Genomic DNA, 26,007 nt, shown 5'->3' with positions numbered 1-26,007 from the left:
TTCCCGGGGTGCGGCCTGGCCGCCAGCTCCTGCGGTCAGGACCAGTCCGGCCGCGAGTAGCAGCGCGGTGGTCCCAGTCAACGCACGGGATGGTGTGCGCACGGTCCCTCCTGTCGTCGAACGGCGATGTCCGTCCTGCCATCCGACCAGGTCACAGTGGACCGGGGGATGGGCCGAACATCCACACATGCGCCACGGTCGATCGCTGGCCGTAACGGCGAAAGGACATTTGTCGGAATATTCGGACGCCGCGCCACGGCACGGACGTCACGGCCGACAAATCGGTCATCCCCTGGTTACCGTGGAGCATGGACGACGGCCCGGCAGCGCCCACGAAGGATGGCGACGACGCTGCCGCACGCGACACCTCCGACCAGGAGCCGGCCCCGTCGTCGCCGGAAGCGGGAGAGCCGAGCGGCCGCAGTGGAGCGGATCCGCGCGAGGCGACGAGCGACACGACCGACGCCTCCGGCACCGCGTCGAGCTCGGATGACCGCTGGCGGGGCCTGGCGCACCGGGCACTGGAGCTCTGGGGACAGACTCTGCCGTATTGGCGGAAGGTGAAGGAGTTCTTGTGGGGCGTGATCAACGCCCTGCGGGAGACGGGGCCCGTGTCGGGAGCGACTTCCCCGGCCCCGGGACCGGCCCCGGGACCGCTGACCGAACGACTGGACACCGCGGTACCGATCCGAGTGTCGGGTCAGGGCCGGGCGTTCAACTTCCACATCCACGCCCGGTGCGTCTGGTCATCGGAGACCCTCCGCCGGGAGGCGTTGCTCAGCTACGCGCACTACCACATGCCGGCCGCCATCCGCAGGCTGACGATCCTCGCGGCCGAGCACGCCTCCCACTTCACCGCGCTGCGCACGGCGGAGCTGGAGGTCGAGCTGCAGCGGGCGTTGTCGGAGACCGGCCGGTGGCGGTACAAGGTGGGTGACACGATGGTCACCTGTCAGCCCCATGTCTGGGTGGACGTTGACGAGCGCGTCAGGAAGGCCGTCCTGCCGTACTGGGAACAGTTGGTCAAGCTCGACGGCGAGTTCGAGGTGGACCGTAGGCGAGCCAGGTACGCCGACCAGCTCGGCCGGCAGTGGGTGGCCGTCATCGAAAACCTCGCCGACCCTGCGGCTGCGGACGAAGCCGCCCGGACGACCAGCGAGAACGTGGCCGGCGACGTGCGGCGGCGGATGGCGACGGAGCTGAAGTCCGCCCTGCAGCGGATGGAAGAACTGCTCCGCAGGACACTGCGTGACGGGGACATCTTCTAGACCGACAGGGCGCTGGCAACGACCGGGCTATCCGCCGGGTCACCCTGGACCTCGCTTCCCTGATCACCCGCCCGTGAGCGCTAAGGCAAGTATGCCGTCCGTACCGGTTCGGCAAGGACGGCCTGAGCCGCGGGCACATCGGCCAGACGCGTGGCCAGGGTGGCAACCGCCAGTCGGTGCGGGAGGGCGGCGCTGAACTTGAGGCCATCCAGGGCCTTCTCGTTGACGTCCGGCAGGCAGACCCGTCCGGCCGCGTCCGCCTTTGCCGCACGCACCATCTCCCGGCTCAGGTCGGGGCGCAGCCGGATCGAGGCGTCGTCGTACCGCTGGGTCGGGTCGGCCAGCTCACTCAGCGTGGAGATCAGCGTGGCGTTGGCCCGGAAGCCCGCCCAGGTCCACCACCGCACCTCGCCGTCACTCTCCCGAACCACCAGCGTGCCGCCCGGATGGACCAGCGCACCGAACTCCTCGCGCAGGCCGGCCAGCCGGTTTGCGGCCCGACCGGTCAGCGCGACCGGCGGATCGGCACCGAGCAACACATCCCGCATGGCCCGCACCATCCGGTACGAGCGTCCCTGCGGCACCCCGCCGGTCATCCAGAGCGCCTTCCCGCCGCCCTCTGCCGGCTCGACGAAGCACCGGTGCCGCTTCCAGTCGATGTAGGTGACCCGCCAGCTCCGCCCGCCGAGCAACAGCAGCCGGGGACCCTGAACCTTCGCCGTGAGCAGCGCCGGGTCGGTACGCCCGATCTCGGTACGCCCCGACAGCACCGTGAACTGGGGCGGCGCGGTGAACACCGCGAGCATGTCCATGAAGTGCCGACGGCCGAAGCGCGCCTCCGCCTCCGGTCCGATGAAGAGCATGCCGGAGTCCGAGTCGAGGTAGCCCTGGTCGACGAGATGCCGCACGATGACGTCGGCGGTCTTGTCGAACGGCGCCAGCCCGTTCCACTCCTGCACCCAGAGCTGATCCCCGACCCGATGCTGCTGCAGCGACAGCGCCAACATCTGCTGGGCGACGATGTGCCGCGGCTCCGGCGGCGGCACCACCTCCTCGACCCAGCCCTGCGCCCAGAGGTGGAGCAGCCCGGCCGCCTGTAGGAGCCCGTCACCGTCCAGCGCGAGGAAGAGACAGTTCCGGCTGCTGCCGGGCCGCCGACCCGTCCGGCCGATCCGTTGCAGGAAGGCCGCGACGCTGCGCGGGGCGTCGACCTGGATGACGCGGTCGAGGTCGCCGACGTCGATCCCCAGCTCGAGGGTGCTGGTGGCCACGATGACGCAGTCCCGTTCCTGCGCGAACGCCACCTCCGCGCGACGCCGCTCGTCCACCGAGAGCGAGGCGTGGGACAGGAAGGTGGTGACGTCAAGCGCCCGCAGCCGTTGGCCGAGTTCCTCGACCAACGCCCGGGACTCGCAGAACACCAGCCGCTTCTCGCCGCGGTGCAGGGCGGCGATGACCTTCGCGGCGTTGTGCACCGAGCCGACGTAGTCCAACTCGACCTCGCCCGCAGGCCGGGCGACGGACACGGCTGGGGCGACGGACACGGCTGGAGCGGCGGCAATCTCGGGCGCGACGACCCGCGCCGGCCGTTGCCCGCGACCGGACCCCTGCAACCAGGTCAGCAGCGTGTCGGGATTACCGACCGTCGCCGAGAGGCCGATGCGCTGCACCGGCCGGCCGGTGACCCGGCTGAGCCGCTCGAGTACGGCCAGCAGGTGCCATCCGCGGTCGTCGCCGGCGAACGCGTGCACTTCGTCGACCACGACGGCCCGCAGGCCACGGAAGAACTCGTCGTGGTCGACGGTGGCACTGACCAGCATCGACTCCAGGGACTCGGGGGTGGTGAGGAGCACGTCCGGTCGGTCGCGGAGGATCTTCCGCCGCCGGCCCATGGTCACGTCACCGTGCCAGAGCGCAGCGCGGCGCCCCAGCCACCCGGTGTACGTTTCCAGCCGAGGAAGGAGGTTGTTGAGCAGGGCCTTGAGCGGGCAGACGTAGAGCAGCGACGTGCCCGCCCAGTTCTCCTCGGCCATTCGGGACAGCAGCGGGAACATCGCCGCTTCGGTCTTGCCGCCCGCCGTCGGGGCGAGGAGCAGAGCGTCGTCGCCGTCGAGCAGCGGTTGGACGGCGGCCTCCTGCAATGGCCGCAACGCCGGCCACTGCAACGAGTTCACTACATGGTGTAGCACCACCGGATGCAGCAGGTCGGCCCCGGCCATCAGCTGCTGGCGCGGATGTCGTCAAGCCGCTGCAACAGCTTCTCGCTCAGCGATCGGAAGTCCTGGTAGCAGCGTTGAACCAGGGTCTGCGTGCTGCCCAGAGCACCGTCGGCCGATCGGAGATCGAACATCGGCTTCCGCGCGTCGTGGGACAACGGCATCAGGCTCTGGTAATTGCGCAACGTGGCGATCTCGTAAGCCTTCCTGGTCACGCCGCTGCCCGGTTCGTCGAGCACGGACGTGGCGAAGACCTCGGGGATGCGGTCCAGCCAACGTTGGTACGCCTTCACGGGGCGGTCCAGGCGCATGGTCGGTTGCATGATGACGTAGCCCAGCGGACGCATCCGCCCCACCGGTGCTTCGATCCCCGGCGGCAGGTCGGGCATGACCTTGTGGTGCCATGTGCGCCGCCACATCCTCAGCGTCGGCCCGAGATTACGCAGACCCCGCAGCGAGAACAAGTCGGCGGCGAGCGGTACGAGCACTGTGTCGGCCGCCAGCAGTGCCGCGCGGTTGATCGCTCCGAGGTTCGGACCCACGTCGATCAGGGCGATGTCGGCGTCCACCTCGCGGCCTGCCGTCTGCAGGATCCGATGGAACGCGGTGGTGGTCCTCAGCGCGGCGGGGTCGCCGGTGAAGCCCTTGGGCCACGCCTCGCTGAGCCGATCCTCGAAGGAGCTGAGGGTCAGGTCACCGGCGAGCAGCCAGAGTCCTTCCGCGATCGGAACCGGCTCGCAGGGGCGGATGTCCCCCATCCCCTCCATGATCGGTTTGACCGCCGCGGCCACGGTGGGCGCCTGGCCGCTCTCGCCGGGAGAGACCGTCACACCGTTCGGCTCCCGCCACACCTGTTCCAGATCCTCTTCGTCGAGGAATGCCGCCGTCAGGTTCGACTGCGGGTCGAGGTCGACGGCGAGGACCCGGTGCCCGAGACGCTGCAGCATGTGCGCGAGGTGGTAGGTGAGGGTGGTCTTGCCGACGCCGCCCTTGTTGTTGAACAGGGCGACGGAGATCACGACGCACTCCGTACGGTCACAGTCCAGGAGGCGTCGTCGACGACGAACTCCGGTGGCGGGTTGCCGTTGCGCGTCAGTGCGGCCCTGATCCGTCCGATGCCCCTGCCGAACTGGTTGACGTATCCGACGGACTTCATCGCGGCGGCCAGGGACGGATTGCGATAGTCGTTGACTCGGTCGAAATTGTCTGCCCGGACTTGTCCGAACGGCCCACCGGGATTGGTCACCTCGATGCGGTCGTCGAACCACACGACTCGGACCGGAGCATTCGACGATTCGTAGTTGCGGTGCATGATCGCGTTCATGCACACCTCCCGAAGAGCGTCGATCGGATAGTTTGGTCGGGACTCCTCCCGGAAGCCGCTCACCTCGACGAGTCGCGTCCGGAGGTGACCCTTGAGCAGAGTCTCAAGCCGCTCGGCCGCGTCGATGACGTTCAGCCGGAGTTCCTGCTCGTCCAGCACCGATCCTCCGACGTCCGTCCCCTCGTAGCGGACGAACTGGACGTACGCCCCAGGGATGCGGTTGGTCGGATCCAGACCGACGAGCAGGAGGCCGAGCACGGTCGGCGTGCCGTCCACGTCGGCGAGCCGGAGCGAGGCCAGCTGCTGCTCGATCGACCGGTGGTTCTCCTCGATCACCGAAGGGTCGACGGCTTGGCGGAGATACTCCGTCCGAAACAGGTTGAGATCGAGGTCGTCCAGGGTGCTTCCGGGCACCGGGCGGACGTCGAAGGGTGCCTCGAAGGACCGCCGCCGCTCGGAGAGCACTCGCTCGTCGTCCCGGGTGGCACGCCGGGTGGACGGGCCTGGCCGGACATATACGACGTTGTCGAAGCGCACCGGCGGCGTGTGGGACGCATTCACCCTTACACGGATTACCGGCATCCCTTCATACAGACCGGCACTGACGACCATCGACGGCCGGTCGAGAATCAGGCCTTGATCGCGATACTCGGTGATCTTCAGCAATGCGCCGTCAGACGTGTCTGTTGCGCCGGCCGGACGGCCATTGGCATCGACACCGATAATGAGATCACCGCCGCCAAGGCCCGGCAGGTCGTTCGCGAGAGCACAGATCGCCTTGCGAATGGCGTTCCGATCCGTAGCCTCTCGCTTGAACTCGAGGGCGGCGGTCTCCTGCGTGCCGAGGAGCAAGGCGAGGTCGGTGCTCATGATCTGATTCTGTCCTACAGGTCGAGCGAAATCGCGTCAGCGCTGGTCGCGTTGCGTTCCACGTCCGTCATCTCGGTGGCCGAGAGGGTCAGTGCGTAGTGCTGCCGCGGGTCGAAGTCGGCGTACTGGTCGACGCGGTCGAGCACGTCCCCCACCAGCTTCTTGAGGAACAGCCGCGGTGCCACGCCAACCTTGCCGCCCAATCCCCCGGCGACGGCGCGGGCGAGGTCACCGAGGTACGCGTCGTCGACCAGGCCACGCACCCGACCCGATGCGGCGGATCCGTCGGCGTAGAGGTCGCGTACCCGGCCGCCGAGTTCCACCAGGGAGTCGACGGTGAAGCCGGCGAGCCGGATCTGCACCGCGCGCGGGTTGTCGAACCGGGGATCGGTTGTGAAGTCGACGGCCAGCCGCTGAGCGAGTGGTGCGAGCCGCTGCACACCCTGCGGCCCCTCGTAGAACGCCGGGGTGCCGGTGATGACGAGGTAGAGCCCGGGAAAGCGGCCGGAGTGCACCTCGTCGATGAGTTGCCGCAGCGCGTTGAGCGCCCTGTCGCGGGCGTCGGAGCGGACCCGCTGCAGCGTCTCGACCTCGTCGAGGACCAGCAGCAGGCCGGGGTGCCCGCTGTCGCGCAGGACCGCGAGCAGGCCCTGCAGGAAGCTGAGCGCGGCGAAGTGGTCGAGATCCCCGCGCACCCCGGCGACCCGGCGGGCCGACGCGGCGACGTGCGGCTGCCCGCCGAGCCAGGCCAGGACGGCTTCGGCGGTGGCGGGATCACCGGCGAGGGAGGCGGTCCGGTAGCCGCGGAGCGCGGCCGCGAAGGCGGGGGCCGTGCGGCTGACCGCGGCGAGTCGCTGGTCGAGCAGCACCCCGACCGCCCGGTCGAGGGCGTCCGGATCGTCCGCGGCTACCTCGCCCGTCGCGAGGACATCCTCCTCCAGCGCGTAGAACCAGCCGTCGACGACGGGTCGCAGGGCGCTCGGCGGAAACGTCGAGGTGGTGAGCCGCTCGGTGAGCCGGCGGTACACGGTCTCCAGCTTGTGCAGCGGGGTCTCGTTCTCGGAGATCTGCACCTCGGCGGTGGCGAAGTTGGCGCGCTTCGCCCGCTCAGCGATCCAGCGCGTGAAGAAGGTCTTACCGGAGCCGTACTCACCGCGGACCGCCTTGAACACCGAGCCGCCGGTGGCGACCGTGTCCAGGTCCTCCCCCACCGCGCTGGTGAACCGGTCGAGCCCGACGGCGAAGAGGTCCAGTCCGGCCGACGGGACGGCGCCCCGGCGCAACGCGTCGATGACCTCCCGCCGCCGAGCCGGGCTCACGGCGGTCACGGACCGCCCCCGGGCAGGCCGAACTGCGTCCGCAGCAGGGCGGTGTCCAGTTTGACGGTGCGCCCGTCGTCGATCTGCGACAGCACCGGGTAGTTGTCGACGTTGAAGATCCGCTGCAGGGTGTTGACGAATCCACCCTCCCGCCCGGGCAGCTCACCGGCCCGCTGACCGAGCACGGCCAGCGGCAGCACACCCTTGGCCTCGACCAGCGCGCGCATCGCCGCCTCGATCTTCTTCCGGTCCACCTTCCGCGGGGTCAGGCCGTGCTGGGCCTCGAACAGCTCGGTGGCCAGCACCGCGCTCACCAGATCGCCCTCTCCAGCCGGCGGCGCCGCCGCGGGGGCACTCGCCAGCTCCGGTACGTCGAACAGCGCGTCCCCGGTGACGGCCGGCGCCTTGCGTCGCGGCCTGGGTGCGGGCACCGGAGTCGTGGGGGCAGTCGGAACTGGAGCGGTCGCCGACGCCTGCCACCAGGCCGGTGGACTGGTCTCGACGGGAGCCCAGCCGGCCGGCGGCCGCGTCGCATTCGGCATCAGGTACGCCAGCAGCGGGATGGTGACCTCGGCCAGTGACGCGCCGCCGTGGTAGCCCGCCTTGCTGGGGCGGTAGCGCAGCATCGGGTCCCACAGCGCGATGATCCGCTTGCCGTCGGCCACCACCCGGGGGCCGGTCAGCTCCACCTCTCCCGGGGCGGCCGGGTCGGGGCCGGTGCGGTGCCGGGCCGAGGCGGCGTCGGCGGCCTTGACGTACTGCCCGCCCCGCTCCAGCACGTGCCCGTGGTCGCTGGTGATGACGACGGCGCGTCCGGAGGACCGGGCCTGGTCGAGCAGGCTGCGCAGGAAGCCGAGGTCGTCGAGCTGCCAGCCGGGTTCGTCGCCTTCGCGGCCGTGGGCCAGCGACTCGTCCACGGTGTTGATCACGACGGCCACCACGGGCGCCGCGCCGGCCACCGCCTCGGCCAGCTCGCTCGCGTACGCCCAGCCGGCTCCGCCCTTGGCGGGCCCCTTGTGGAAGATCCGGGAACCCTTGCCCCACCGGCCGTCGGCGAAGAGCTTCTTCTCGTGGTCCTGGTTGCCGGTGCGGAGAGCGCCGGCGAAGAGCGAGGTCCGGGACACCGCGGTCAGGGTGGGCAGGGCGGCCACGATCCCCCGCCGGCGGCCTGCGGCGGAACCGGCGAGCGGGTCGTACTCGACCCAGTGCTGGGACAGCTCGTCGGCGAGCTGCACGGCGACGGCGGCGCTCATCCCGTCGAGGACGACGAGCAGCACCGGCCGGTCGGCCTTGACCAGTGGGTCGATGACCCGGGGCAGGAGGTTCTCCACGGTGAGCAGGCCGCCGTCGTTGCCGGGGCCGGCGGTGGCCCACGCCGCGAGGCGACCGGCGAACGCCTGGTCCAGGTCCCGCCGCCGCTGCTGTGCCCGGTCGTGGATCTCGCGGAACGCGGTCTGCAGCTCGGGGTTGGCGTCGTCGCCGGCCCAGGCGTGGTGGAGCGCCACGTCGACCCAGCCCCACTGGCCGATCTGCTGGTCCACCCCGTCGGCCACACTTGCCGGCGGCTCCTGCTCGGTGCCGAGCCAGCGCACGAGCCGCTGGGCCATCCGGATCCGGCTGACCCGGGTGGCTTCCACGTCGGCCAGCCGGTGCCCGGCGAGCGCTTCGACCGCGTCGTCGAGCGCGCGGTCGGCCGGGTCGCGGAGCGCGGCCAGCAGCGCCTGCGCGGCGGCGGTGATCCGCCGGGTGAAGCCGGTGCGGAGGATCGGGCTGTGGCCGGCGCTGGCCGCCGCGTTGAACTGGACGAGGAGTTCCTCGGCCCGGTCCAGCACCGCGTTCCCCTGCAGCCGCGACTCCCGATCGCGCGCGGTCAGCATCCCGCTCACCACCTGGACCGCGGCGTCGGCGAAGCCGTGCACGGTGACGTCGTCGTTGAGGTTGCCGAAGTACTGGTCGATCCGCCCCTGCGCCCGCACCGCCTCGGCGGTGTCGGTGGTCCACAGCGCCTCGCAGACCAGACCGAGCGGAAGCGCGTCGGCGCCGTGCCCGGCGGCGATGAGCGCGAAGAGCGCCTTGGCGGGCCGCCCGAACTGCTCGATGAGCCACCCGGCCAGGCCGTCGCGCTCCGCCTCCCGGAGCAGCCCGAACGCCTCGACCGCGCCCGGCTCGGCACTCCACCGCAGCAGCGTCGTCACGTCCAGGTCGTCGGGGCTGTCACCCCGGCGCTCGAGACCCAGGCGTACGGCGGCGAGGTGCCGCAGCGCCACGTCGCGGGTGAGCACGGCGGTGGTGAGCTTCGGCCAACCGGCGGGCGGCATCGCGTCGAGCAGCGCCTCACCGGCCCAGCCTTCCCGCTCCAGGGCGCTGTCGGGCAGTTGCGCACCGAAAGCGTCCACGACCAGGTCCCAGGGCTCGACGGTGATCACCCGCTGCCGGAAGATCCGGCTCCGCACCCCGTGCCCGAGGCTGGACTCGGGAATGTCGGTGAGCAGGACCAGCACCTCGTCGCCGCGGTCGGCGGCGAGGTGCTCCCAGATGGCCAGCGGCGACACGCACGGCACGACCCGGGCCGGGCGTCCGCCGGGCAGCAGCATCGCCGGGTCGTGCGGCCAGGCCGGCTCGGCGCGCACGACCATCACCGGGTACGCCTCACCGTTGCGGTGCCGGTCGAGCTGCTGCGTCACCTTCTGCCGCAGCGCCACCGGGTTGATCCGCAGCGCCTGGGATAATGCGGGTGCCTGAGTCACGGCACGATTCTCCAGGTCACCTCGATGGTCGCGTCGCCCTGGTCAGCAGCGAAGGCGCGCAGCTGCTCCACGGCTCGATCGAGGTCGCCGGCCGCCACCGAGATCCGACCGCTCGGCTGATCGACAACGACCTCCGGAATGTCCTGGTCGATCGGGCGGCGCGGATGGACGATCTCGGCCGGGTCCTCGTCGCGTCCGGGCACGTGGACGACTTCCGGCTTTCGGGTGGCGCGGCGGATCAGGGCGGTGGAGTCGATCTGGGCGCGGCGCAGGGCCGGGGCGAGCGGGGCGGTCAGCTCGTCGGCCTGGGCAACGCGGCGAAGCTCGGCGAGAATCACCGCCGCCTCGGCCGCGTAGGGCTCGGGCAGCCCGGCGACGATCTCGAAGGTGTCCCACGGCGCGGCGGCGAGCGCCGCCGAGACCTGCGCGGCGCTCATGATGCTCTTGCCGGTCCGGTCGGCCGGGCCGGCGAGTTCGGCGCGGGCGAGCCGTTCGACGGCCTCCACCGCCGACCGTCCGTTGGCCAGTGCCTCCAGCAGGTCGGCGGCGGCGCGGGCGGTGGCCAGCCGTCCGCTGCCAGACTCCTTGTCGATTCCCAGCCAGGTCGCGTGCTGCTCCAGGCGGGCGACCAGTCCGTGAGCCGCTTCCCGGTGGCGGTTCGCGTGGGTGGTCAGGTCGCGGCCGAAGAGCGCCACCAGCCGGCCCCGCCGCAGGTCGAGCGGCTGGACGCCGAAGATGGCCGCGGAGCGGGCCCGCGCGGCCTGCCAGTCCTCCTCGGCGGGCAGCCGCTCCTCGCGGAGCATGTGATCCGCGGTGATCTTCCCCAGCTCGGGGGCCGGGATCACCTCGCTGCCGTGGAAGTAGAAGGCGCGGTCGGTCTGCTCGGCGAAGGTCGCCACGACGAGCTGCGCGACGATCGGGTCGAGGCCGCGCGGACTCGGATCGTCGATCCAGCGAAGCAGGTCATCCACCCGCAGCTCGCCGGTGATGCCCTCGCCGGACGCCTTGCGCTGGAAGTGCTGGACCCACTCCCCCTCGATGACGAAGGCCGCCTCGTGCATGGTGCCCAGCCCGAGCGGGTTGGCGATGCGTCGCACGGTCTGCCGGTGCGGACGGTCGACCTCGGCGCGTCCCTCGGGGGACTCGACGGCCCGGCGGACGTGGTCGAGCACCACCTTGACGTCGGCAAGGCGGATCGGGTCGCCCTTGCGGTCGGGGTCGAAGTCCGGGTGGGCCGGGTACTGCTGGCCGAGCATCTGGTCGCCGATGCTGCGCAGCGCGTCGTTGAAGGTTGCGCCCATCGGCAGCTTGGGCTCAAGCGCCCGGGTCAGCGACTGCAGGTGGTCGTCGAAGCCGAGCACCACGTCGGTAGCCTGCTTGCCGGCCAGACCGTACGCCTGGCGGAGCACGGCCTGCATCTTCGCGAGCAGCGCGCTGCGCTGGTTGGTCAGCGCGCCGTGCGCGCGGCGCCGGTCGTCCGGGTTGAGGTGGTCGGCGTGGCTGTCGAAGCGCTGCCCCTCGAGCAGCTTGTCGATGATGACGAGCTTGCCCAGCTCGGTGAGGCGTTCCACGGTGAGCGCCGCGGGGATCCAGCACACGGTGCGGGAGGTGGTCCGGCTGATCAGGTCCTGGACCCGCTGGCGGTCGTCGGCCGGGCCGTGGCTGCCGTCGTCGAACGGATAGTCGATGATCATCCGCCAGCCGGTCGGGTCGTTCGGGTGGAACGCCTCGTCACGGATGTCGTTGACGTCGCGCACGTTGCCGTAGACCAGTTCGATGCTGCGGCGGCTGCCCCGCCAGCTCAGCCCGGCCTCGGCGAAGAACGAGTCGCTCCACGGCACACCGAGCTGCTGCCAGAGCAGCCGCTGGACCATGTGCTTGCGGGCGCCCTCGTTGTCGTAGTGCTTGGCGGTGGCGAGGACGCTGTCGACGTCCACGCCGACCAGTTCCAGCGAGACGATCGGGTCGTCGCCCTCGCCGATGCGGATCTCGGCGAACCGGCCGGCCCAGTCGGTGAGCTTGCGGTTGACCTGGGCAACCTCACCGCCGGGGATCGGGCTGGTGATGCTGCCGTGGTTGAGGGCGGAGAGCCGCCGGGCGGTCAGGTTCCGCAGGGCCGGCACGCTGGGCGCGAGGGCGGCCAGCAGCAGCGTCTTCACCAGCCGGTCATCGCCGGTGAAGGCGCGGACCCGCCCGGCCACGTCGCCCGGCAGCGGGGTGCCCCGACGGGCGGCCTCCAGATCGTCGTCGGTGAGGTCGTACTGGCCGAGTAGGTAGGGGCGCAGCTTCAGGTCGTAGAGCTTCTGGGCCATCTCGAACTCGGCCTTGAGCTTCTCGGTGAAGGGCTGGTCCCCGCCCCCGCTGATCACGTCGTAGAGGTCGCCGAGCGGGACGAGCTGGCCGAGGCGCAGCGTGTCCCGGCGGTCGACCAGGAGCTGGCGCATCAGCTTCAGCGCGGTCCGGGAGCGCTGCAGCGCGCTGGACACGTGCACCAGCGTGGAGAGGAACGCCGGGCTGAACGGGTACGTCGACCGGAAGGCGTCGATGTCCGCGCCGCTGCCCGAGTCCGTGCCGAGGAGGGTGTCGAACACCTCCCGCCGTACCTTGGTGGTGGCGTCGAAGGCCTTGCCGATCGCCGCGGCGGCCGTGGTGTCGCGGGGTTTGAGCAGCCGGCGGCGGGCGATCTCCGGAAGGTTGCGGTCCTCCAGCTTGATGACGTCGAACCGGCCGCTGGCCAGGTTGAGGGTGTCCTGGTAGCTCAGCTCGTTGGCGCCAGTGACCTCCTCGCCGACGAGTTCGCGCAGGTCACGCTGGCGGGCGATGAAGCTGACCACCGGGATGGGCCGGCGGGTGTCGCCGCCCTCGACGAAGTTGGTGATCTTCTGGATCTCGCGGGAGACGAACTGCTGGTCGCCGATGGAGTTGGCCAGCCAGAGGATCAGCTCGTCGAGGAAGAGGATCAGGCCGTGGTAGCCGAGTTCCTTGGCGTGCCGGCTGATCTCGGTGAGGCCCCGGTCGAGCGAGACGAACGCCTCGGCATCCTCCCGGGCGTTGCTGAAGAAGCCCTTGTTCCAGCTGGTCAGCAGGTCGTTGACGAGCTTGCGGCGCAGCTCGTCGGAGTACGCGCCGGCGAACGCCTGGTCGAGGCGCTCGGGCGTCCAGGTCTCGGTCTCGCCCCACTCGTCCTCGGCGTCCCCGCCGGGGAGGCCGTCGATGAACTGCTTGTCACCGATCTTCTCCCGCAGCGAGGCGGCCTGGTCCAGCAGCGCGTCGGTGCGGTGTACCGCCGGGATGGGGGCGCCGGGGTGAAGCGCGCGCACCCGGTCGACGTAGCCGCCGAGCACCCGCTGCTCCAGCGAGCGGGCGTCGAGCAGGTGGTACGGGATGAGCAGGAATTTGCGCCCGTCCAGCCAGACGCTGTGCTTGGCGACCAGCGGGGCCAACTCGTCCCGGCCGCGGGCGGCGGCCTCGCCGCGCAGCAGCGCGTGCAGCACCGCCATGAAGTGCGACTTACCGGAGCCGAAGGAGCCGTGCAGGTATGCGGCCTTTGAGGCGTGGCCTTCGACCGCGGAGCGGATCAGCCCGAGCGCCTCGTCAAAGTTACCGAGCAGCCGGTCCGTGACGACATAGTCGCGGAGGGTGGCGTCGGCATCGGCGACACTGTCGGCGAGCTTGAGCACGAAGTCACTCGTGCTCGTGCGCTCCGGGATCTCGATGAACTCCCGGAGCAGCGGCGCAGGGGTGGGCGAAGACATGCTGCACACCGTACCGATCACCAGCCACCGCCGGTGTGCACCGGGGGCGCGTCACGGCCCACCGTGCGGGCAGACTGCTCACCGCCGGGCGGTCGGGATTTCGCTGCCGACCGCGCGCCGGAACTGGTCGACGGCGCCGCCCCGGACGTCGAGGCTGGCGCGCGCGGCCCGGTAGAACGTGTCCCGGGTCTCGTCGGCCCGGCGGACCAGCGCGGCGAGGTCGTCCGGCGGGTCCGGCAAGGCACGCGCCGCCAGCTCCAGATTCCGGACGGCGTGACGCCAGGTCGACGCCGCGCGCACCGTGGCCTCGTCGCCGAGCAGCAGGACCGATTCCCAGGCCAGGCTGTGCCGCTCAGCGGCCTCCGCCAGCCGCGCCAGCCCTTCCTCCGGGCGCAGTGGAGGCGTACGAGCACCCGTCCGGTGCGCGCTGAGCATCCCCATCGCCAGCAGGTGGATCTCCTTCACCGCACGGGTGAACTCCGCATACGCGTCCAACCGCCGCTCGTCCCAACGGACGGTCTGGTTGCGCCGCCACCGGCCACGCTCAGTCACCGTCGTGACGATCATCGTGCCGGCCGTGCCGATCAGCACACCGAGCAGTGCCGGCAGCTGCGTCACCAGGGATTCGGTTGCGTTCAACACGGGCTCCTCATCACGGTCCAGCCGCCCAGCCCGCCGGCCGTTTGGTTGATGCAGCCCTTTGGCGTTTGCCGACAGTGGCTGAGCCAGAGACACCTGGGACGATAGCGACACCAGTCACCTGCCGCTGCCCAGCAGTGAGGGTCGGCCTGGTGTTGTTGTTGGTGTCGCTACCACCACCTATGGTGTACGTCAGTTCGGGAGGGGACAAGACGTGACCACTGACAACAAGGCACCCGTGCCAGTATGGACACTCGCCACGGAGGCCGTGAGCGTGCCGAAGGTGCTGGGCGATGAGGGCATGACACCGGCCCGACTCGCAGAACTGAGAACAGTCCTGGCAACACTTGCGGATTCCCCGATCGCCACGCTGGAAGCGCATCCGATGTCAACCAAGCGCGACCGGAACGGCGGGATTCCGCTTCATGCAGCCAGTCCCCTCGCTCAGCAGTTGTCGCAGCTCGTGGCTCAGACAGCGAAGTCAGCGCCTCCGACGCTGAACGTCGCCGCTACCGGTGACGTGCTCTACCGAATGGTGATACCGGCAAAGGTCGCCGCACAGGTCGGTAAAGGACTTGTCAAGCCCATGGCTGCGAAGGCATCTGCAGCAGGTATTCGCGGCGCACTGGTCAACTCCACCGGCGGCATCGCAGCCCATGCCACGTTTGTGCCCGTTGCCGGCAAGGCCGCTGTTGCAGGTGCTGCAACCGGCTCGGCCACCACAGCTGGTGTGGCCGCGGCCAGCGCCGGAGCGTTGACAGTGGCCGCGCCACTTGTGCTGATGGCCGTCGCGGTCGGCGTCAGCGCCTACGCCGATCACCAACGCCAGAAGGCGATCGAGCGAATCACCGACCTCCTGGAGCAGTTGCACGAAGACAACCTCGAGAACGAGCGCAGCGAGTTGGATGGTTGTCGTGACGCGATCGACAAGGCGACGTCGGTCCTCCTCGACCAGGGCAGAATCGGCCTGTCGTTGGGACTGGATTCCTCGTCGTACGCGATCAGCACGGCGATCGAACGAACCAATCGTCGGCTCACAAAATGGCAAGATGCGCTGGCCAAACTGCCCGACGGCCCGGTTGAAGTTGGCGCGTTGACGACTTCATTCCCCGGCATCAACGAGGAAGGCGGCGCATTCCGCGCACACTTGGAGCTTGCCCGGCTCGCCATTGCTCTCAAACGCCGAGTGCTCGTGCTTCAAGCAGTTGAACACGCTCAACAGGCGGGTACGAACAATCCGTTCAAGAGCTTTATCGGAACGTTGCGCGACGACGAGCGTCGGGTCGACGAGTTGGAATCAGGCATCAACTCGGTCCTACTTCGACTGTCGACTCTCGAGTTGAGGCGGCACGGCGGTTTCCGAAGCATCATGTTCACGCAGGGCGAGGTCGACGACCTACTCAAAGCCGCATATCGCCTTCGCGCCTTGGGCGATGGCCTCAACGTGGGAATCCACCAAGCTGACGTTGCGATCGAGATCGAACGAAGCAGTGACGGATCGCTCGTAGTGTTCCCTGCAGTCGCTGCCTGACCGGACGCCGCGCGCATACTGATTGACCACCTCGATCTCGGTTTCGGTGGTGAAGCGTTTCGGCTGGTCGAGGGGCCTGGCCGAGGCCGAGCGGCGTGCTGCTCGGCCTCGGCGCCTCCGTCAAGCCCTGGCCACGAGCACAGTGACCAGGGTGTCGCCGTCGCAGTCCGGCACCTCGCGCAGCGTCCAGCGCCCGACCAGACCCTTGCCGGCGAAGTTCGACTCCGCGTCGCGGTCCTCGACCTCACCTTCCTTGAGCGTCAGCCCGGCCGCCGGGTAGGCCCGCTGCATGAACGCGAGGGTCGAGCGAAAGTCGCTCGGCGTCACCGCCGTGACCACCAGCCGCCCGCCGGACCGCTCCTCGGAGCCGGTGAGGACGGCGTCGGACGGCAGCGGAACCTCGCCCGGGAGCGCGGTGGGCCGCGGCACGGCCGTCGCCGCGTCGGCGCAGACGAGGGTGGCGGCCGAGGATCCGGCTCGGGGCTCCGCCGCGCCGGGAGCGTCCGGATCGCCGAGGTCCGTCTCGTCCGCGGTGCCGCCGCAGCCGGTGAGGGCTGCGGCGGCGGCCAGCACGAGAGCACCCGCTCGTACGCGGATCACTTCTTCTTCACCTTCGCCGTCGTGACCGGGTCGGACGCGGCGAACAGCGACTTCCCGCCGCTCTGCCGGGCGATGGTGGCCAGCGCGTCGAAATTCTGCGCGCCGCCGGTGGCGCAGGCGCCGGTGCATCCGTCGGCGTACCCGACGAGGACGCGGCCCTGCTTGTCCAGCTGGACGTCCATGAAGTCGAGCAGGTTCCGGTCGGTGCCGCAGGTGGTGCCGCCGGTGCAGATCGAACCCTTCTGCACCGCGTCGTTCGGCGTCGCGTCGGTCAGCGACCAGGTGCGCCCGCCGTCGTAGGTGACGGTGACGTACAGGTGCCACTCGCCGGTGAAGTTGGTGGCGTCCTGGTAGTTGCCGCTGGTCGTCGTGCCGAGGAAGGCGAACGCGGCCCGGGCGGGGTCGCCGGCGACGACGGCCGGGAACACCACGTTCTGCACGCCCAGCGCGGCGCCGACGTCCTGGTCGCTCTCCCAGGTGCGGCCCTTGTCGTGCGAGACCGCGACGTGCGCGTGGCCGTCGGCATTTTGGTAGCCGAAGTAGACCGTGCCGTCCGAGCCGATGCCCACGGACGGGTCGCTGTCCGCCGGCAGGCTGGTCGGCACCTTGCGTACCTGCCAGGTCAGGCCGTTGTCCTCGGAGAGCGCGACGGCCTGGTTGCCGCCGCAGCCCTTGTTGGGTACGTAGACCGTGCCGTCCTTCGGGGAGACCTTGACGTGCCCGTGCAGGCCGCCGCAGTCCAGCAGGGTGTACATGGGTACGGCCGGGCCGAAGGTCAGCCCCCCGTCGCGACTGGTCGCACAGAGCGCGTCGGCGATGTCCTGCGAGCAGTAGTAGACGGCGTTCGGGTAGAGCGGGGTGCCGCCGACGCCGTTGGGTGACCAGCGGCCGCCGCCGACGGTCTGGTGGTCGACGCCGGAGTTGATGCCCCCACCCTGCGACGGGGTCCAGGTCTCGCCGTCGTCGTCTGTGTAGCACATCAGCGAGGTCTTGCCGGCCAGTTGCGACTCGAACGTGCGGCCCGTGTCGTGGTCGGTGAACAGGATCGGGTCCAGCGAGGCGTTGGCCGTGCACTTGGGCAGGTGGCCACTCTTGTCCTCCCACGCCGCGGTGGCCGGGGACTTCGTGTCGTCGAAGGAGACCCGGTACGTGTCGGTGTACGCCTGGTACATGACCTTGCCGGTCTTCCAGTTGACCCCGATCGACGGCTCGCCGGCGTCATGGGCGCGCGGCAGCGTCCCGAGTGCCGGGTAGTTGGTGAAGGAGGCGGCACCCACCGGCCCTGGCGCCGGAGCGGCCGGCTTCGCCGCGAGCTCGGCGGTCGCCGAGTAGCTTTCGCCCAGCGGGGCGAACGGCACGATCCGCACCGTGTACTGACCGGCCACCGGCGGCACGACCAGGGTCTCCGGGTCGGCGGTCGAGGCCGCCTGCCCCACCTCGACGCCGCTGCGGTCGTACAGGTAGACGTCGAAGTCGGCAGCGGAGTTGGGCCAACTCACCTTGATCTTCAGGTCGTTGGCGGCGTAGTACCCTGCCGGGACGTCGACGGTGAGCGCGTAGTCGTCACAGGGCGCTGCGGCGTTGCACGTCAGCGTGCCGGTCGTCGCCGTGGCGTTGGGCACCGCGAACGGCCCGCCGGTCCAGGTGGCGGTCGGCCTGGTCGACGACACCGTCCCGGCGCCGGGGGTGGCCGCCTCGGCGGCGGTCACTCCGCCGATCGCCATCACCAGCAGCGTCGCAGCCGCGAGCGCCACCGAACGGGGCACCCGGGTCCTCCTGGCACGTAGCTCCATGACATCCCTGCCTTCCTCGGCCACGTCCGGCGTGCCGATACGAATGTTGCATCGTTCGGCGCAGACCAGACGTAACACCGTGGACAAGGTGTCGCACGCTGGATGCCCTCATCGTGGGGACGTGGGAGGGACTTTCCGAATAGAGGCACTTGTTCAAGTATGTGAATGCCACGCCCCGCGTCCGCGTGACTGCCACCAGCTCGGTTACCCCTTGTGTGACACCAGTCATCACTGCTTCCTCAGTGGATCGTCTCCGCGTAAACGGAGGGGCAGCCGCGCGGGGCGGTGCCCGGCCGCAGCGGCACCGTCCCCGCTCGGCCAACACCTCCGACAGCTCGTGGACGTCCGTGGGCGAGCCCACAGGCGGCCCGGGGGTGGACACAACTTGCCTTGGCAAGTAGCCCTTCTCCCGGCAAGATGCAGGTCTACAGGAACGGAGACAAGCCATGCCGCGTGTCCGTCGAACAATAACCGTCGAACTGCGCTACGACACTCCTGACGAGGATTACGCCCGGCTGGCCAACGCGATTTGGTCGCTGGCAAGCATGAGTGACCACGTCCACGCCGTTCAGCAGGACAGCAAGGCCGATCCGGATTACCTCAACCATTGGTACGACGATGACGGCCGCCGAGCGCGCTGGAGTTGACGCTCTCGCTCTGGCCTGTCCATCCGACAATGCAGCCGGCCGGCCGGGCCACCCGCCGGTCAGTACGGGTGCCGCCGGACGAAATCGACCACTAGCAGCACCACGACCGGGCCAGCTGTCACGTGTCGGTGTCAGTCCGCCACACCGAGCGTCGCTCGAGTCCCGGACGCGCAGGCAGCGGACCGCGATTGCGATCATCGAAAACCAGCGTGCCCAAGTAGGACACGCCACGCCATCACCTCCGGCGCGGCGCAGTGCTCGATGCCCGTGAGAGCCAGGCCGTCCGGGAAGCGTGCGGCGAAGTCACGACTGCGCCCCGACCGGCTCGTAGTCGTATCCGGGCGTCGGCGCCAGGCCGAGTAGAGCGTCGAGGGCGTCCACCGTGTCCGCGCCCCACATCTTCGAGAGCACCCAGGTTCTGCCGTCTCGATGAATCGGGCTCTCGAAAAACCATCGCTCAAGCTGACGGCCGCTTCCGTGGGCCCGAACGAAGGCTTCCTGATGTGCGTCACCGACGAGGATGCCGTCGACCGGCAGCAACCGCGGCCATCCGGGGAGGGCCTCTGCCATCCGGTCGACGTCCACACCGGCTTCGTGCAGCGCGCTGATGAGCGCCAGCAGCGCTCTGCGCTTCGGCAACGCTCCCGTCCTCCGCGACGGCGTGATGATCACGTACCTGGTCAGGTCCCGACCGCTGCTCGCTTCAGCGGCTCGTGCGGCGGTCTCCCGGCGGCGCAACTGAACGGTGAGTTCCGCCGCCTCGGGCAGCGGGATGACCTGCTGCACGTCGAGGAGCCTCCTCTCCCCGATCCGGTACGGCGTCAGGCGGATACAGGTGATGTCCAAGCCGTATATGTCGTTGAGCCAAAGTACGGTCGTGGTGATTTGGGGATCGAAGCCGGCGGAGGCGAGGATGATCCGGACCTGACGCTGAATGACTGCGGAGTCGCCGCCGGCCTCGTCCAGCCGCTCGGCGAGGCGCTTTCTTGCACCGTCGGCGTTCCCGGGATCGGTCCGGGCGAGGTGCCGCTGGTACGTGTCGACGAGTTGCTCGAACGTCATCGCCGAGACCATCGCGGCATACCGGAGCGCTTGGAGCTCCATGTGTCCGCCGTCCTCGGTGCGCTTGAGTTCCACGACCACCAGCCGGCCGCTGCGGTCGACGCAGAGCAGGTCGATTCGTCGCCGTACCTCGAAGTCACCGAACTCCTCGGCGACGACCAGCAGGTCCTCCCCGGGGGCGGCGATGTGCTCGCGAAGCGCGCGTTGAAGGTCCGCGCGCTCCAGGATCTGCTCGGCGGCAAAGGTGGAGGACGGCACGGGAACGAGTTCCCCGCCGACGGTCATCTCGAACAAGCCCACCCGATGAGTCTGTCGAAAGATCGGTGGTCGTCAAGGGTGCCGAAGGGTGGCTCGAACGCCGCGCCCACCTCGCGGGTCGCACCCCACTAAGCTGCGTCTACCGTGATTTCGCCAGGTAGAGGGATGCTCTGATGACCGCCACCCGCACCACCGCGCTCGTCGCCACCGTTGTCACCGCGATGTCGGCGCTCGTCGGCTGCGGCGGTGGCGATGCCGCACCTCAGTCGGCGGCTTCGACGGTCGCCGCCTCGTCCTCGGCGGCTGCCGCCACTCCGGCGGCACCGAGCTACAAGATCCTCGACAAGGCCGCTCTCGCCAAGGCGCTGCTCCCGCTCAAGGAGATGCCGGCTGGCTACAGCGAGGACCCGTCCAAGGACGAGGACGGTCCTGACAAGACCTTCTGCAACTACCGGCAGCCGTACACGGCGAAGATCGAGGTTTCCGCTGCGTATCAGAAGGGTGGCGGCCTGAAGACCGAGATCGCGTCGATCGCCCTACGGCAGTACGCCAACGCCGACCAGGCGAAGGCTTCATTCGCCAAGATGGCCGAGACGCTGGAAACCTGCAAGCAGGACACCTCGGAGGGACAGAAGCTCACCTACGCGCTGATGAACCTGCCGAAGACGGGCGATGACAGCCTCGGGGTACGCATCGAGACGCAGGGCGCGACGGTCTTGCAGGGATTTGCCGTCGTGGGGCCGACGCTCATCTCGACCGGCGCCGGCGGCCTCATGAGCGCCGACGCCGACGTCGTCGCTGACCTGCTCGACAAGCAGGTGGACCGGTACTCGGCCGCAGCCGCCCGTTAACCTTTCCAGCGAGCCTTACGGGAGCCGGTACGGTTGTGGCCAGGGTTGACTGAGCATCGTCGGTCAGCCGCGACGAGCGCCTCACCGTCCACGACCAGTTCGGCGTAGAGCAGTGCGACCGGCGTCACCCGGTCACCGGCAAGCTGCTCGAGAGCGCGACGATCGACGGTAGAAAACCGCTTGCCTTCGGCTTGGGCTCGGAGCAGCCCGGCCAACCGGGAACATGTCCGACCGGAGCAATTCAGCCGCGCGCTGCGCCTCCTCGTTTACGCCTCGGCTTCATCAATCACCAGCACCGGCGTGGGATCGCGGCCTTCTGTCAGCGCAGCTGTCCAATCCGAAGCGCGCTCACCCTGCAGCAGGATGACGTGGCTGTCACCGCAGATGGCCGGCCAAGCCCGGTCCGTACATCTCGATACGACCAGGACGGGCGTCACCCACATTCCGAGCGTCGCCAGGCGGTGACGGTATTCGAGGACCTGACCGAGGCCGAGCCGGAGCTGCTCGACCTCGTTGCCGCCGACCACGCTCTTCACCTCGGCGATGAACTGCCGCCCCTCGGTGTCTCGCCAAGCCAGGTCGACATTCACCCCAGCGAGCCCGGCGCCGACCCGTAACCCTGACGCGGCAAGGTGGTCGACCAACGCTCGGCAAAGTCGGTCGTGTTCGTTCACCCCGGCCCGGTAGGCCGCTGCGTCAAACGACCGCTGCGCGGGCAGTTCAGCGGGCACGGCCGAGCCGGTGTACGGCCGGTCGAAGCCCTGGCCACCGATGGGGGCCGCCGGCGACTCAGCAGCGAGCAGCGTCTCGGCAGCCAGCCAGGCGCGTGCCGCGATCTCCGGCCGGTACCTGCTCTTGAAGGGGAACGGGCCGGCGGCCACCCACCCGTTGAGCATCCGCGCGCCGGCCATGACCGGCGGCTGCCGCAGCAACCACTGCGCGGTACGGATGTCCGGGCAGCGCAGCAGGTACTTGTCTTCGGCGAGTGTCCTGGTGCCGTCCCGCGCGAGTTCGACACCTCGCCGCTCCCACTCCTCCTCGTCGAGCGCGCCGGCGTCGACGGCACTGTCGAGCGGCGCCGCGAGGACCCGGAGCCACACTTCCGCGCCGTCCTCCAGGACGCCGAAGGTTTCCAGTACGCCCACCGTCAGCCGCAGCAGTGGCGCACCGCCCTGGTCGACCTGGGACAGCAGCCAGTGCCTGCCGGCGGTCGCCGCGGCTTCGGGCACTGTCATCCGGGTGACCCAGCCCGCCAGCGCCCACGCCGCCTGCTGGGTCCCGTCAAGCCCATCCGTCCAGTCGCCCTCGAAGGCGGCCGGCCCAGGGTCGAGCGGCGCCGGCTCGGGCTCGGCGAGCGCCCACGCGGCCAGCTCGCCCGGACTGGTGAGCTGCCAGAGCCGAGACCGGCGCTGCGCCAGGACGTCGGCCAGTTCGTCGGCGTACTCCGGCAACAACCATGCGGTGGTCGGGGCGGGGATCGGGTCGACGGCCGTCATGCCTTGGCCTTGCGACCGCGGGTGGCCTTGGCCGGTCGCCACGACGTGAGCGCATCGTCGGTGAGGTGGAGGCGGTTGGTGGTCTCGGCGAGGAAGCCGGCGTAGATGTCCGCCGGCGAGGCGCCCCATTCGGGGTCGAACTCGCCGTGCCACTGGCGTACCCAGCCCAGGATCTCGCGCAACCCCGCGACCAGCGGCAACAGCCGGTCGGTGGCCCAGCCGTCCTCCTGCTCGCGGGCGACGATCAGGGTGGCCAGGGCCTGGGCCTGCTCTCGGTGGTCCCAGCCGGCCCAGCCGACCAGCAGCGACGGGTCACCGTCGCGGCTGGCACCCGGGTACGACACGAGCCGCTCCTTGGGCACGTCGAGCTTGCCCCGGTGCCGCCAGTAGCTGGTCTTGAGGAAGTCCGCCGAGGTGTACTTCGGCGGCACCGGGATCTGCTTGCGGAACTCCCGCTTCGCCGCCTCGTCGGGCAGCGCGTCCTCCTGCCGCTGCAGGTCCCACACCTGCTCCCAGTCCGCCCGCTTGGCCAGGCCGGAGTCCTTGTAGCGCAGCGCGGCCAGGTGCGGCACGTGCTCGTCGGCGACCAGGTCGGCGATCACCTTGCCGAGGTCCTGACCGGGCGCGTAGAGGCCGGCGACGGTGAGCACGTCGGCGTCGCGGCGCAGCTCGTCGGCGAGCTGGGCGGTGGTCAACGGGCGCGGCTGCTCCAGCCCGTCGACGTGGTGGTACCACAACTCCCGCGCCTCGCACCGGTCCAGCAGCCAGTCGCGCAGCGCCTTCGCCTGCATCCCGTCCCAGCCCTCGGTCGCCCAGCGCCGCTTGCACTCCGGCCGCTCAATCAACCCGATGTTGCGATTGCCCTCGATGACCGCGATCCGCCGCTCCACCATCGACCGGTACTCATCCGACCAATGCGCCGGCAGCTCGGTGATCGGCGTCGACCCGTGCCGAGCGAACCACTGCGTCTCCGCCTCACCCGCGGCGACCTTGCGGGCGAGCACGATCTCGAACGCCCGCTGCCCCAGCTGCAACATCGGCGGCCGAACACTCTCCGGCGCGGTCAAGTCCTCGTCCAGCAGGCCGTAGAGCGAGTAGACCTGCCAGTCCAGCTCCTCCTGCAAACAGATCATCTGGCCACGCCTGGCCTGCCACTCGTAGGCGGCGGCGTCCAGCCGCTCGCGGGTAAGCACTCCGGAGGCCGCGACCGCCGCTGGGCTCACCGTGGCGAGCCGCTGCGCCAGCCCGTCAATCTCCCGGCTCACTTCGAGGGGGTACGCCGACGGCAGCGGAAACTCCTGCAGCTTGGTACCGGTGAACTCGAAGAACCTCTCCCACTCCTGGCTCTTGAAGCCCTCGTTGACGCCCTGACTTCCCTTGTCGTGGCAAACCTGCTTGAGCCAGAAGCAAGAGGTGGAACTGTTGAGGAGTCCCAACAACCGCAAGTGATCATCTTCGGACGCCCCGTCCGCCAACTTGAGCGCAGGCGCAGTGCGGTTGAAGACCTTGCCACCGCGGTCGAGCGCGAACTGGTTGTGAGTGGCTACAAAGGAGAAACCAATCGAGCGGGGCTCGGCATATCGCTTTGGAAAGAACATGCTGTGGTCAAACCAGCGGAGACCCCGCTGCTCGGGTGTCTGACCAAAGTCCATTCGCCGTCGGAGCAGGGTGCGACTTCGCCAATAGAACTGTTCTTCCATTAGATTTATGACCCGACTATTGGCTTTTACGTCGTAGGGAAATGCTGTCCAGATCGGCGTTTCGAGCGCATAGTCGCGCAGGTCCTCACCTCGGACAACCGGCACGGCCGCGTCACGTAGCCCGTGGGTGCGAGCTGATGCCGCTGGCATATAGAAAGCATCATCAAGCCCTGTATGAGTCGTGCGTCCGATCACGTCAACCACCGCACCAAGCCTCACTGGCCTAGCCTCGAGTGCCGCAAGGAGCCCGCTGGCTCCACCGCCGGAAAGACTCCATGGGAATTTGGCCAAAGCGCTTCGAGGAAGGTCCGTCACGCTGACCCACTCACTGTCCGAGCCAGGCCTGCTCACCTGATCAGTGATTGCGGTCCAAACGAATCCGCGCGCCGGATCATCGGGAGCCGACGGCTCGCCTCGGATGCCTAAGACCGCACGGATCGTCTCCTGACGATTGCGGCTTCTGTTGCGACCAATCAAAAGCACGGTCGGAGTGCCATGGCCGGGGACATAGGCACCAGATGTGTCAACCACATGCGTTAACTCGGCCTTGTGGGCTAGGAAGTCCTCAATCAGCTTCTTGCCAAACTCGCGCTTCATGAACGAGTTTGCCGTGATCTGGCCGACGTAACCTGCGCCCCGGCCATCAGCGGCGGGCGTCTTCGCCAGCTCGAAAAAGCGCTGCGCGAACGGCACCGACAGGGCGTACTGACGGTGGCAAACGTCCGCATAGGCTTGCCGGTAGCGCCGGTTAGCGGCGTCATCGCTCGGCGTAATGTATGGCGGGTTTCCGACGACGACGTGCCACCGACCTTCTTCGAGAATGCCAGAGTGCTCCTGCACGTCCTCCGTGGCGTAGTTGAAGTCGATCAGCTCTCCCGCCTCGTTGATGAACGCGCGCTGATCGCTCCTGTTAAGTGAGTCCCCGACAGCGAAGTGAAGGGGAAATACGTAGCTCGCCGTATCGGCGAGGGTCTTGACAGCACAGGCGCGTAGGGCCGCAACGAGGAGGCGGAAGCGGGCGATGGCCACAGCGAAGGGGTTGATGTCGATGCCGTGGACGGCGTCGAGGGCCAGGCGTACCCGCTCGTGGGGGTCCCGGTTGGGGGCGTGATGCTCCCACTCCTTGAGGAGACGGTGGAAGGCGCCGAGTACGAAGTGGCCCGATCCGCAGGTCGGGTCGATCATCTTGACCACGTCGTGGCCGAACTCGGCGATCGCCGGGGTCAGCGTCAGGTCGAGGATGAACTCCTCGACGAACTGCGGCGTCTGCAGCAGGGCGTAGGTCTTCCGGGCCGCCTCCGAAAGGTCCTGGTAGAGGTCGCCGAGAAAGCGGGTGTCCCACTCCGGGTCGGTGAAGTCGTGCACCAGGCCGCCGGTCTCGCCGCGCCGGCGCCAGAAGCCGATCAGGTCCTTGGCCGCGTCGTGCGACAGCGGGACCTGGAAGAGCGGGTTGTGCCGCCGGTCGAACAGTGACTTGCCGGCCTGGGTGCTGGCGATGGCGTCGAATCCCTGCTCCAGCCAGCCACGCAGCGTCTCCTCGGGCCGGTCACGGAAGAACTGCGCCTCAGCCTCCTCGGCCAGCACCAGCCGGTCCCCCGGCCCGGCGAGGTAAGGCTCGGCCAGCAGCCCGTTGTCCTCGCAATAGCGCACGAACACGGTGCCCAGCACCGAGGCGACGGCGACCTGGGTGACCCGCTCGTCCCGCCACGCCGCCCAAGTGGCGGCGGTACGCCCGACCTTGAACGCGTGGTCGTACTCACCACGCAGTCGGAGGCGCACCTCCTCGACCGATTCGGCCTGCTCCCGCAGGTCCTTTTCAAGGTTCTTGACCTGCTTCTGCAGGTCACTCAAGAGCAGCTTCCGGTCGATCACGCGACGACTCTAGTCGTCCCGTCGGCGGGACGGACCTACCCGTTAGGGCCGAGACTGTG

General features: G+C 69.4%; 17 protein-coding genes. 5 read left to right on the top strand and 12 right to left on the bottom strand.

What is annotated here, in order from left to right; all coding sequences use genetic code 11:
* The first annotated feature begins 560 nt into the window (after positions 1 to 560).
* Complete coding sequence (locus DKT69_RS08960; RefSeq protein WP_146231015.1) at positions 561 to 1,268, top strand: hypothetical protein; 708 nt, start codon at positions 561 to 563, stop codon at positions 1,266 to 1,268.
* Positions 1,269 to 1,348: 80 nt separating this feature from the next.
* Here DKT69_RS08960 and DKT69_RS08955 read toward each other — a convergent pair whose 3' ends face one another.
* The 7 genes from DKT69_RS08955 to DKT69_RS08925 form a co-directional block, all read right to left on the bottom strand.
* Positions 1,349 to 3,487, bottom strand: a complete 2,139-nt coding sequence (locus tag DKT69_RS08955) for a DEAD/DEAH box helicase (protein WP_109801111.1) — start codon at positions 3,485 to 3,487, stop codon at positions 1,349 to 1,351.
* Positions 3,487 to 4,503, bottom strand: coding sequence for a ParA family protein (locus DKT69_RS08950; RefSeq protein ID WP_109801110.1), 1,017 nt, complete (start codon positions 4,501 to 4,503; stop codon positions 3,487 to 3,489). The genes DKT69_RS08955 and DKT69_RS08950 overlap by 1 nt, the downstream gene beginning before the upstream one ends.
* A complete protein-coding gene (locus DKT69_RS08945; RefSeq protein WP_109801109.1) occupies positions 4,500 to 5,678 on the bottom strand; it encodes an ATP-binding protein in 1,179 nt (392 codons plus the stop codon). Before DKT69_RS08945 ends, DKT69_RS08950 begins: the two co-directional genes overlap by 4 nt.
* Before the next feature lie 14 nt (positions 5,679 to 5,692).
* A complete protein-coding gene (gene brxD, locus DKT69_RS08940) occupies positions 5,693 to 7,006 on the bottom strand; it encodes a BREX system ATP-binding protein BrxD (protein ID WP_109801108.1) in 1,314 nt (437 codons plus the stop codon).
* Positions 7,003 to 9,744, bottom strand: coding sequence for a BREX-2 system phosphatase PglZ (gene pglZ / locus DKT69_RS08935; RefSeq protein WP_146231014.1), 2,742 nt, complete (start codon positions 9,742 to 9,744; stop codon positions 7,003 to 7,005). The genes brxD and pglZ overlap by 4 nt, the downstream gene beginning before the upstream one ends.
* Complete coding sequence (pglY, locus tag DKT69_RS08930; protein ID WP_146231013.1) at positions 9,741 to 13,499, bottom strand: BREX-2 system ATPase PglY; 3,759 nt, start codon at positions 13,497 to 13,499, stop codon at positions 9,741 to 9,743. The genes pglZ and pglY overlap by 4 nt, the downstream gene beginning before the upstream one ends.
* A gap of 78 nt (positions 13,500 to 13,577) precedes the next feature.
* Entirely contained in the window at positions 13,578 to 14,138 is a 561-nt protein-coding gene (locus tag DKT69_RS08925) for a hypothetical protein (RefSeq protein WP_109801115.1), read from the bottom strand.
* Positions 14,139 to 14,352: 214 nt separating this feature from the next.
* Between DKT69_RS08925 and DKT69_RS08920 the strand changes: the two genes are divergently transcribed.
* Positions 14,353 to 15,669 carry a hypothetical protein gene (locus DKT69_RS08920; RefSeq protein ID WP_109801105.1) on the top strand — a complete coding sequence of 439 codons (1,317 nt, stop codon included), beginning with the start codon at positions 14,353 to 14,355 and terminating at the stop codon, positions 15,667 to 15,669.
* A 120-nt stretch (positions 15,670 to 15,789) separates the two neighbouring features.
* Here the strand turns inward: DKT69_RS08920 and DKT69_RS08915 are convergent, their stop codons facing one another.
* Entirely contained in the window at positions 15,790 to 16,269 is a 480-nt protein-coding gene (locus DKT69_RS08915) for a hypothetical protein (RefSeq protein WP_146231012.1), read from the bottom strand.
* Positions 16,266 to 18,035: a sialidase family protein gene (locus DKT69_RS08910; RefSeq protein ID WP_109801103.1), complete on the bottom strand. Its 1,770-nt coding sequence runs from the start codon at positions 18,033 to 18,035 to the stop codon at positions 16,266 to 16,268. Before DKT69_RS08910 ends, DKT69_RS08915 begins: the two co-directional genes overlap by 4 nt.
* A 473-nt stretch (positions 18,036 to 18,508) precedes the next feature.
* Here DKT69_RS08910 and DKT69_RS37670 point away from each other — a divergent pair, with 473 nt between their 5' ends.
* Positions 18,509 to 18,709, top strand: a complete 201-nt coding sequence (locus tag DKT69_RS37670; protein WP_146231011.1) for a hypothetical protein — start codon at positions 18,509 to 18,511, stop codon at positions 18,707 to 18,709.
* Between the two features lie 303 nt (positions 18,710 to 19,012).
* Here the strand turns inward: DKT69_RS37670 and DKT69_RS08905 are convergent, their stop codons facing one another.
* Positions 19,013 to 19,813 (bottom strand): hypothetical protein, encoded by an 801-nt coding sequence (locus DKT69_RS08905; RefSeq protein ID WP_146231010.1) that lies wholly within the window; start codon positions 19,811 to 19,813, stop codon positions 19,013 to 19,015.
* Between DKT69_RS08905 and DKT69_RS37665 the strand changes: the two genes are divergently transcribed.
* Positions 19,814 to 20,161, top strand: coding sequence for a hypothetical protein (locus DKT69_RS37665; RefSeq protein WP_146231009.1), 348 nt, complete (start codon positions 19,814 to 19,816; stop codon positions 20,159 to 20,161).
* A 41-nt stretch (positions 20,162 to 20,202) separates the two neighbouring features.
* Positions 20,203 to 20,880 carry a sensor domain-containing protein gene (locus DKT69_RS08900; RefSeq protein ID WP_109801101.1) on the top strand — a complete coding sequence of 226 codons (678 nt, stop codon included), beginning with the start codon at positions 20,203 to 20,205 and terminating at the stop codon, positions 20,878 to 20,880.
* A gap of 266 nt (positions 20,881 to 21,146) precedes the next feature.
* Here DKT69_RS08900 and DKT69_RS08895 read toward each other — a convergent pair whose 3' ends face one another.
* Both DKT69_RS08895 and pglX read right to left on the bottom strand, forming a co-directional pair.
* Positions 21,147 to 22,376: a hypothetical protein gene (locus DKT69_RS08895; protein WP_146231008.1), complete on the bottom strand. Its 1,230-nt coding sequence runs from the start codon at positions 22,374 to 22,376 to the stop codon at positions 21,147 to 21,149.
* The gene (gene pglX / locus DKT69_RS08890; RefSeq protein WP_109801099.1) at positions 22,373 to 25,948 is read right to left on the bottom strand and encodes a BREX-2 system adenine-specific DNA-methyltransferase PglX; all 3,576 of its coding nucleotides are present in this window, start codon (positions 25,946 to 25,948) and stop codon (positions 22,373 to 22,375) included. The genes DKT69_RS08895 and pglX overlap by 4 nt, the downstream gene beginning before the upstream one ends.
* Positions 25,949 to 26,007: the final 59 nt, after the last annotated feature.

Origin of the sequence: Micromonospora sicca (genome assembly GCF_003172935.1) — a bacterium.
GTDB classification, from domain to species: domain Bacteria; phylum Actinomycetota; class Actinomycetes; order Mycobacteriales; family Micromonosporaceae; genus Micromonospora; species Micromonospora sicca.
The sequence above is the reverse complement of the archived record's forward strand: the minus strand, read 5'-3'. Positions and strand labels throughout refer to the sequence as shown.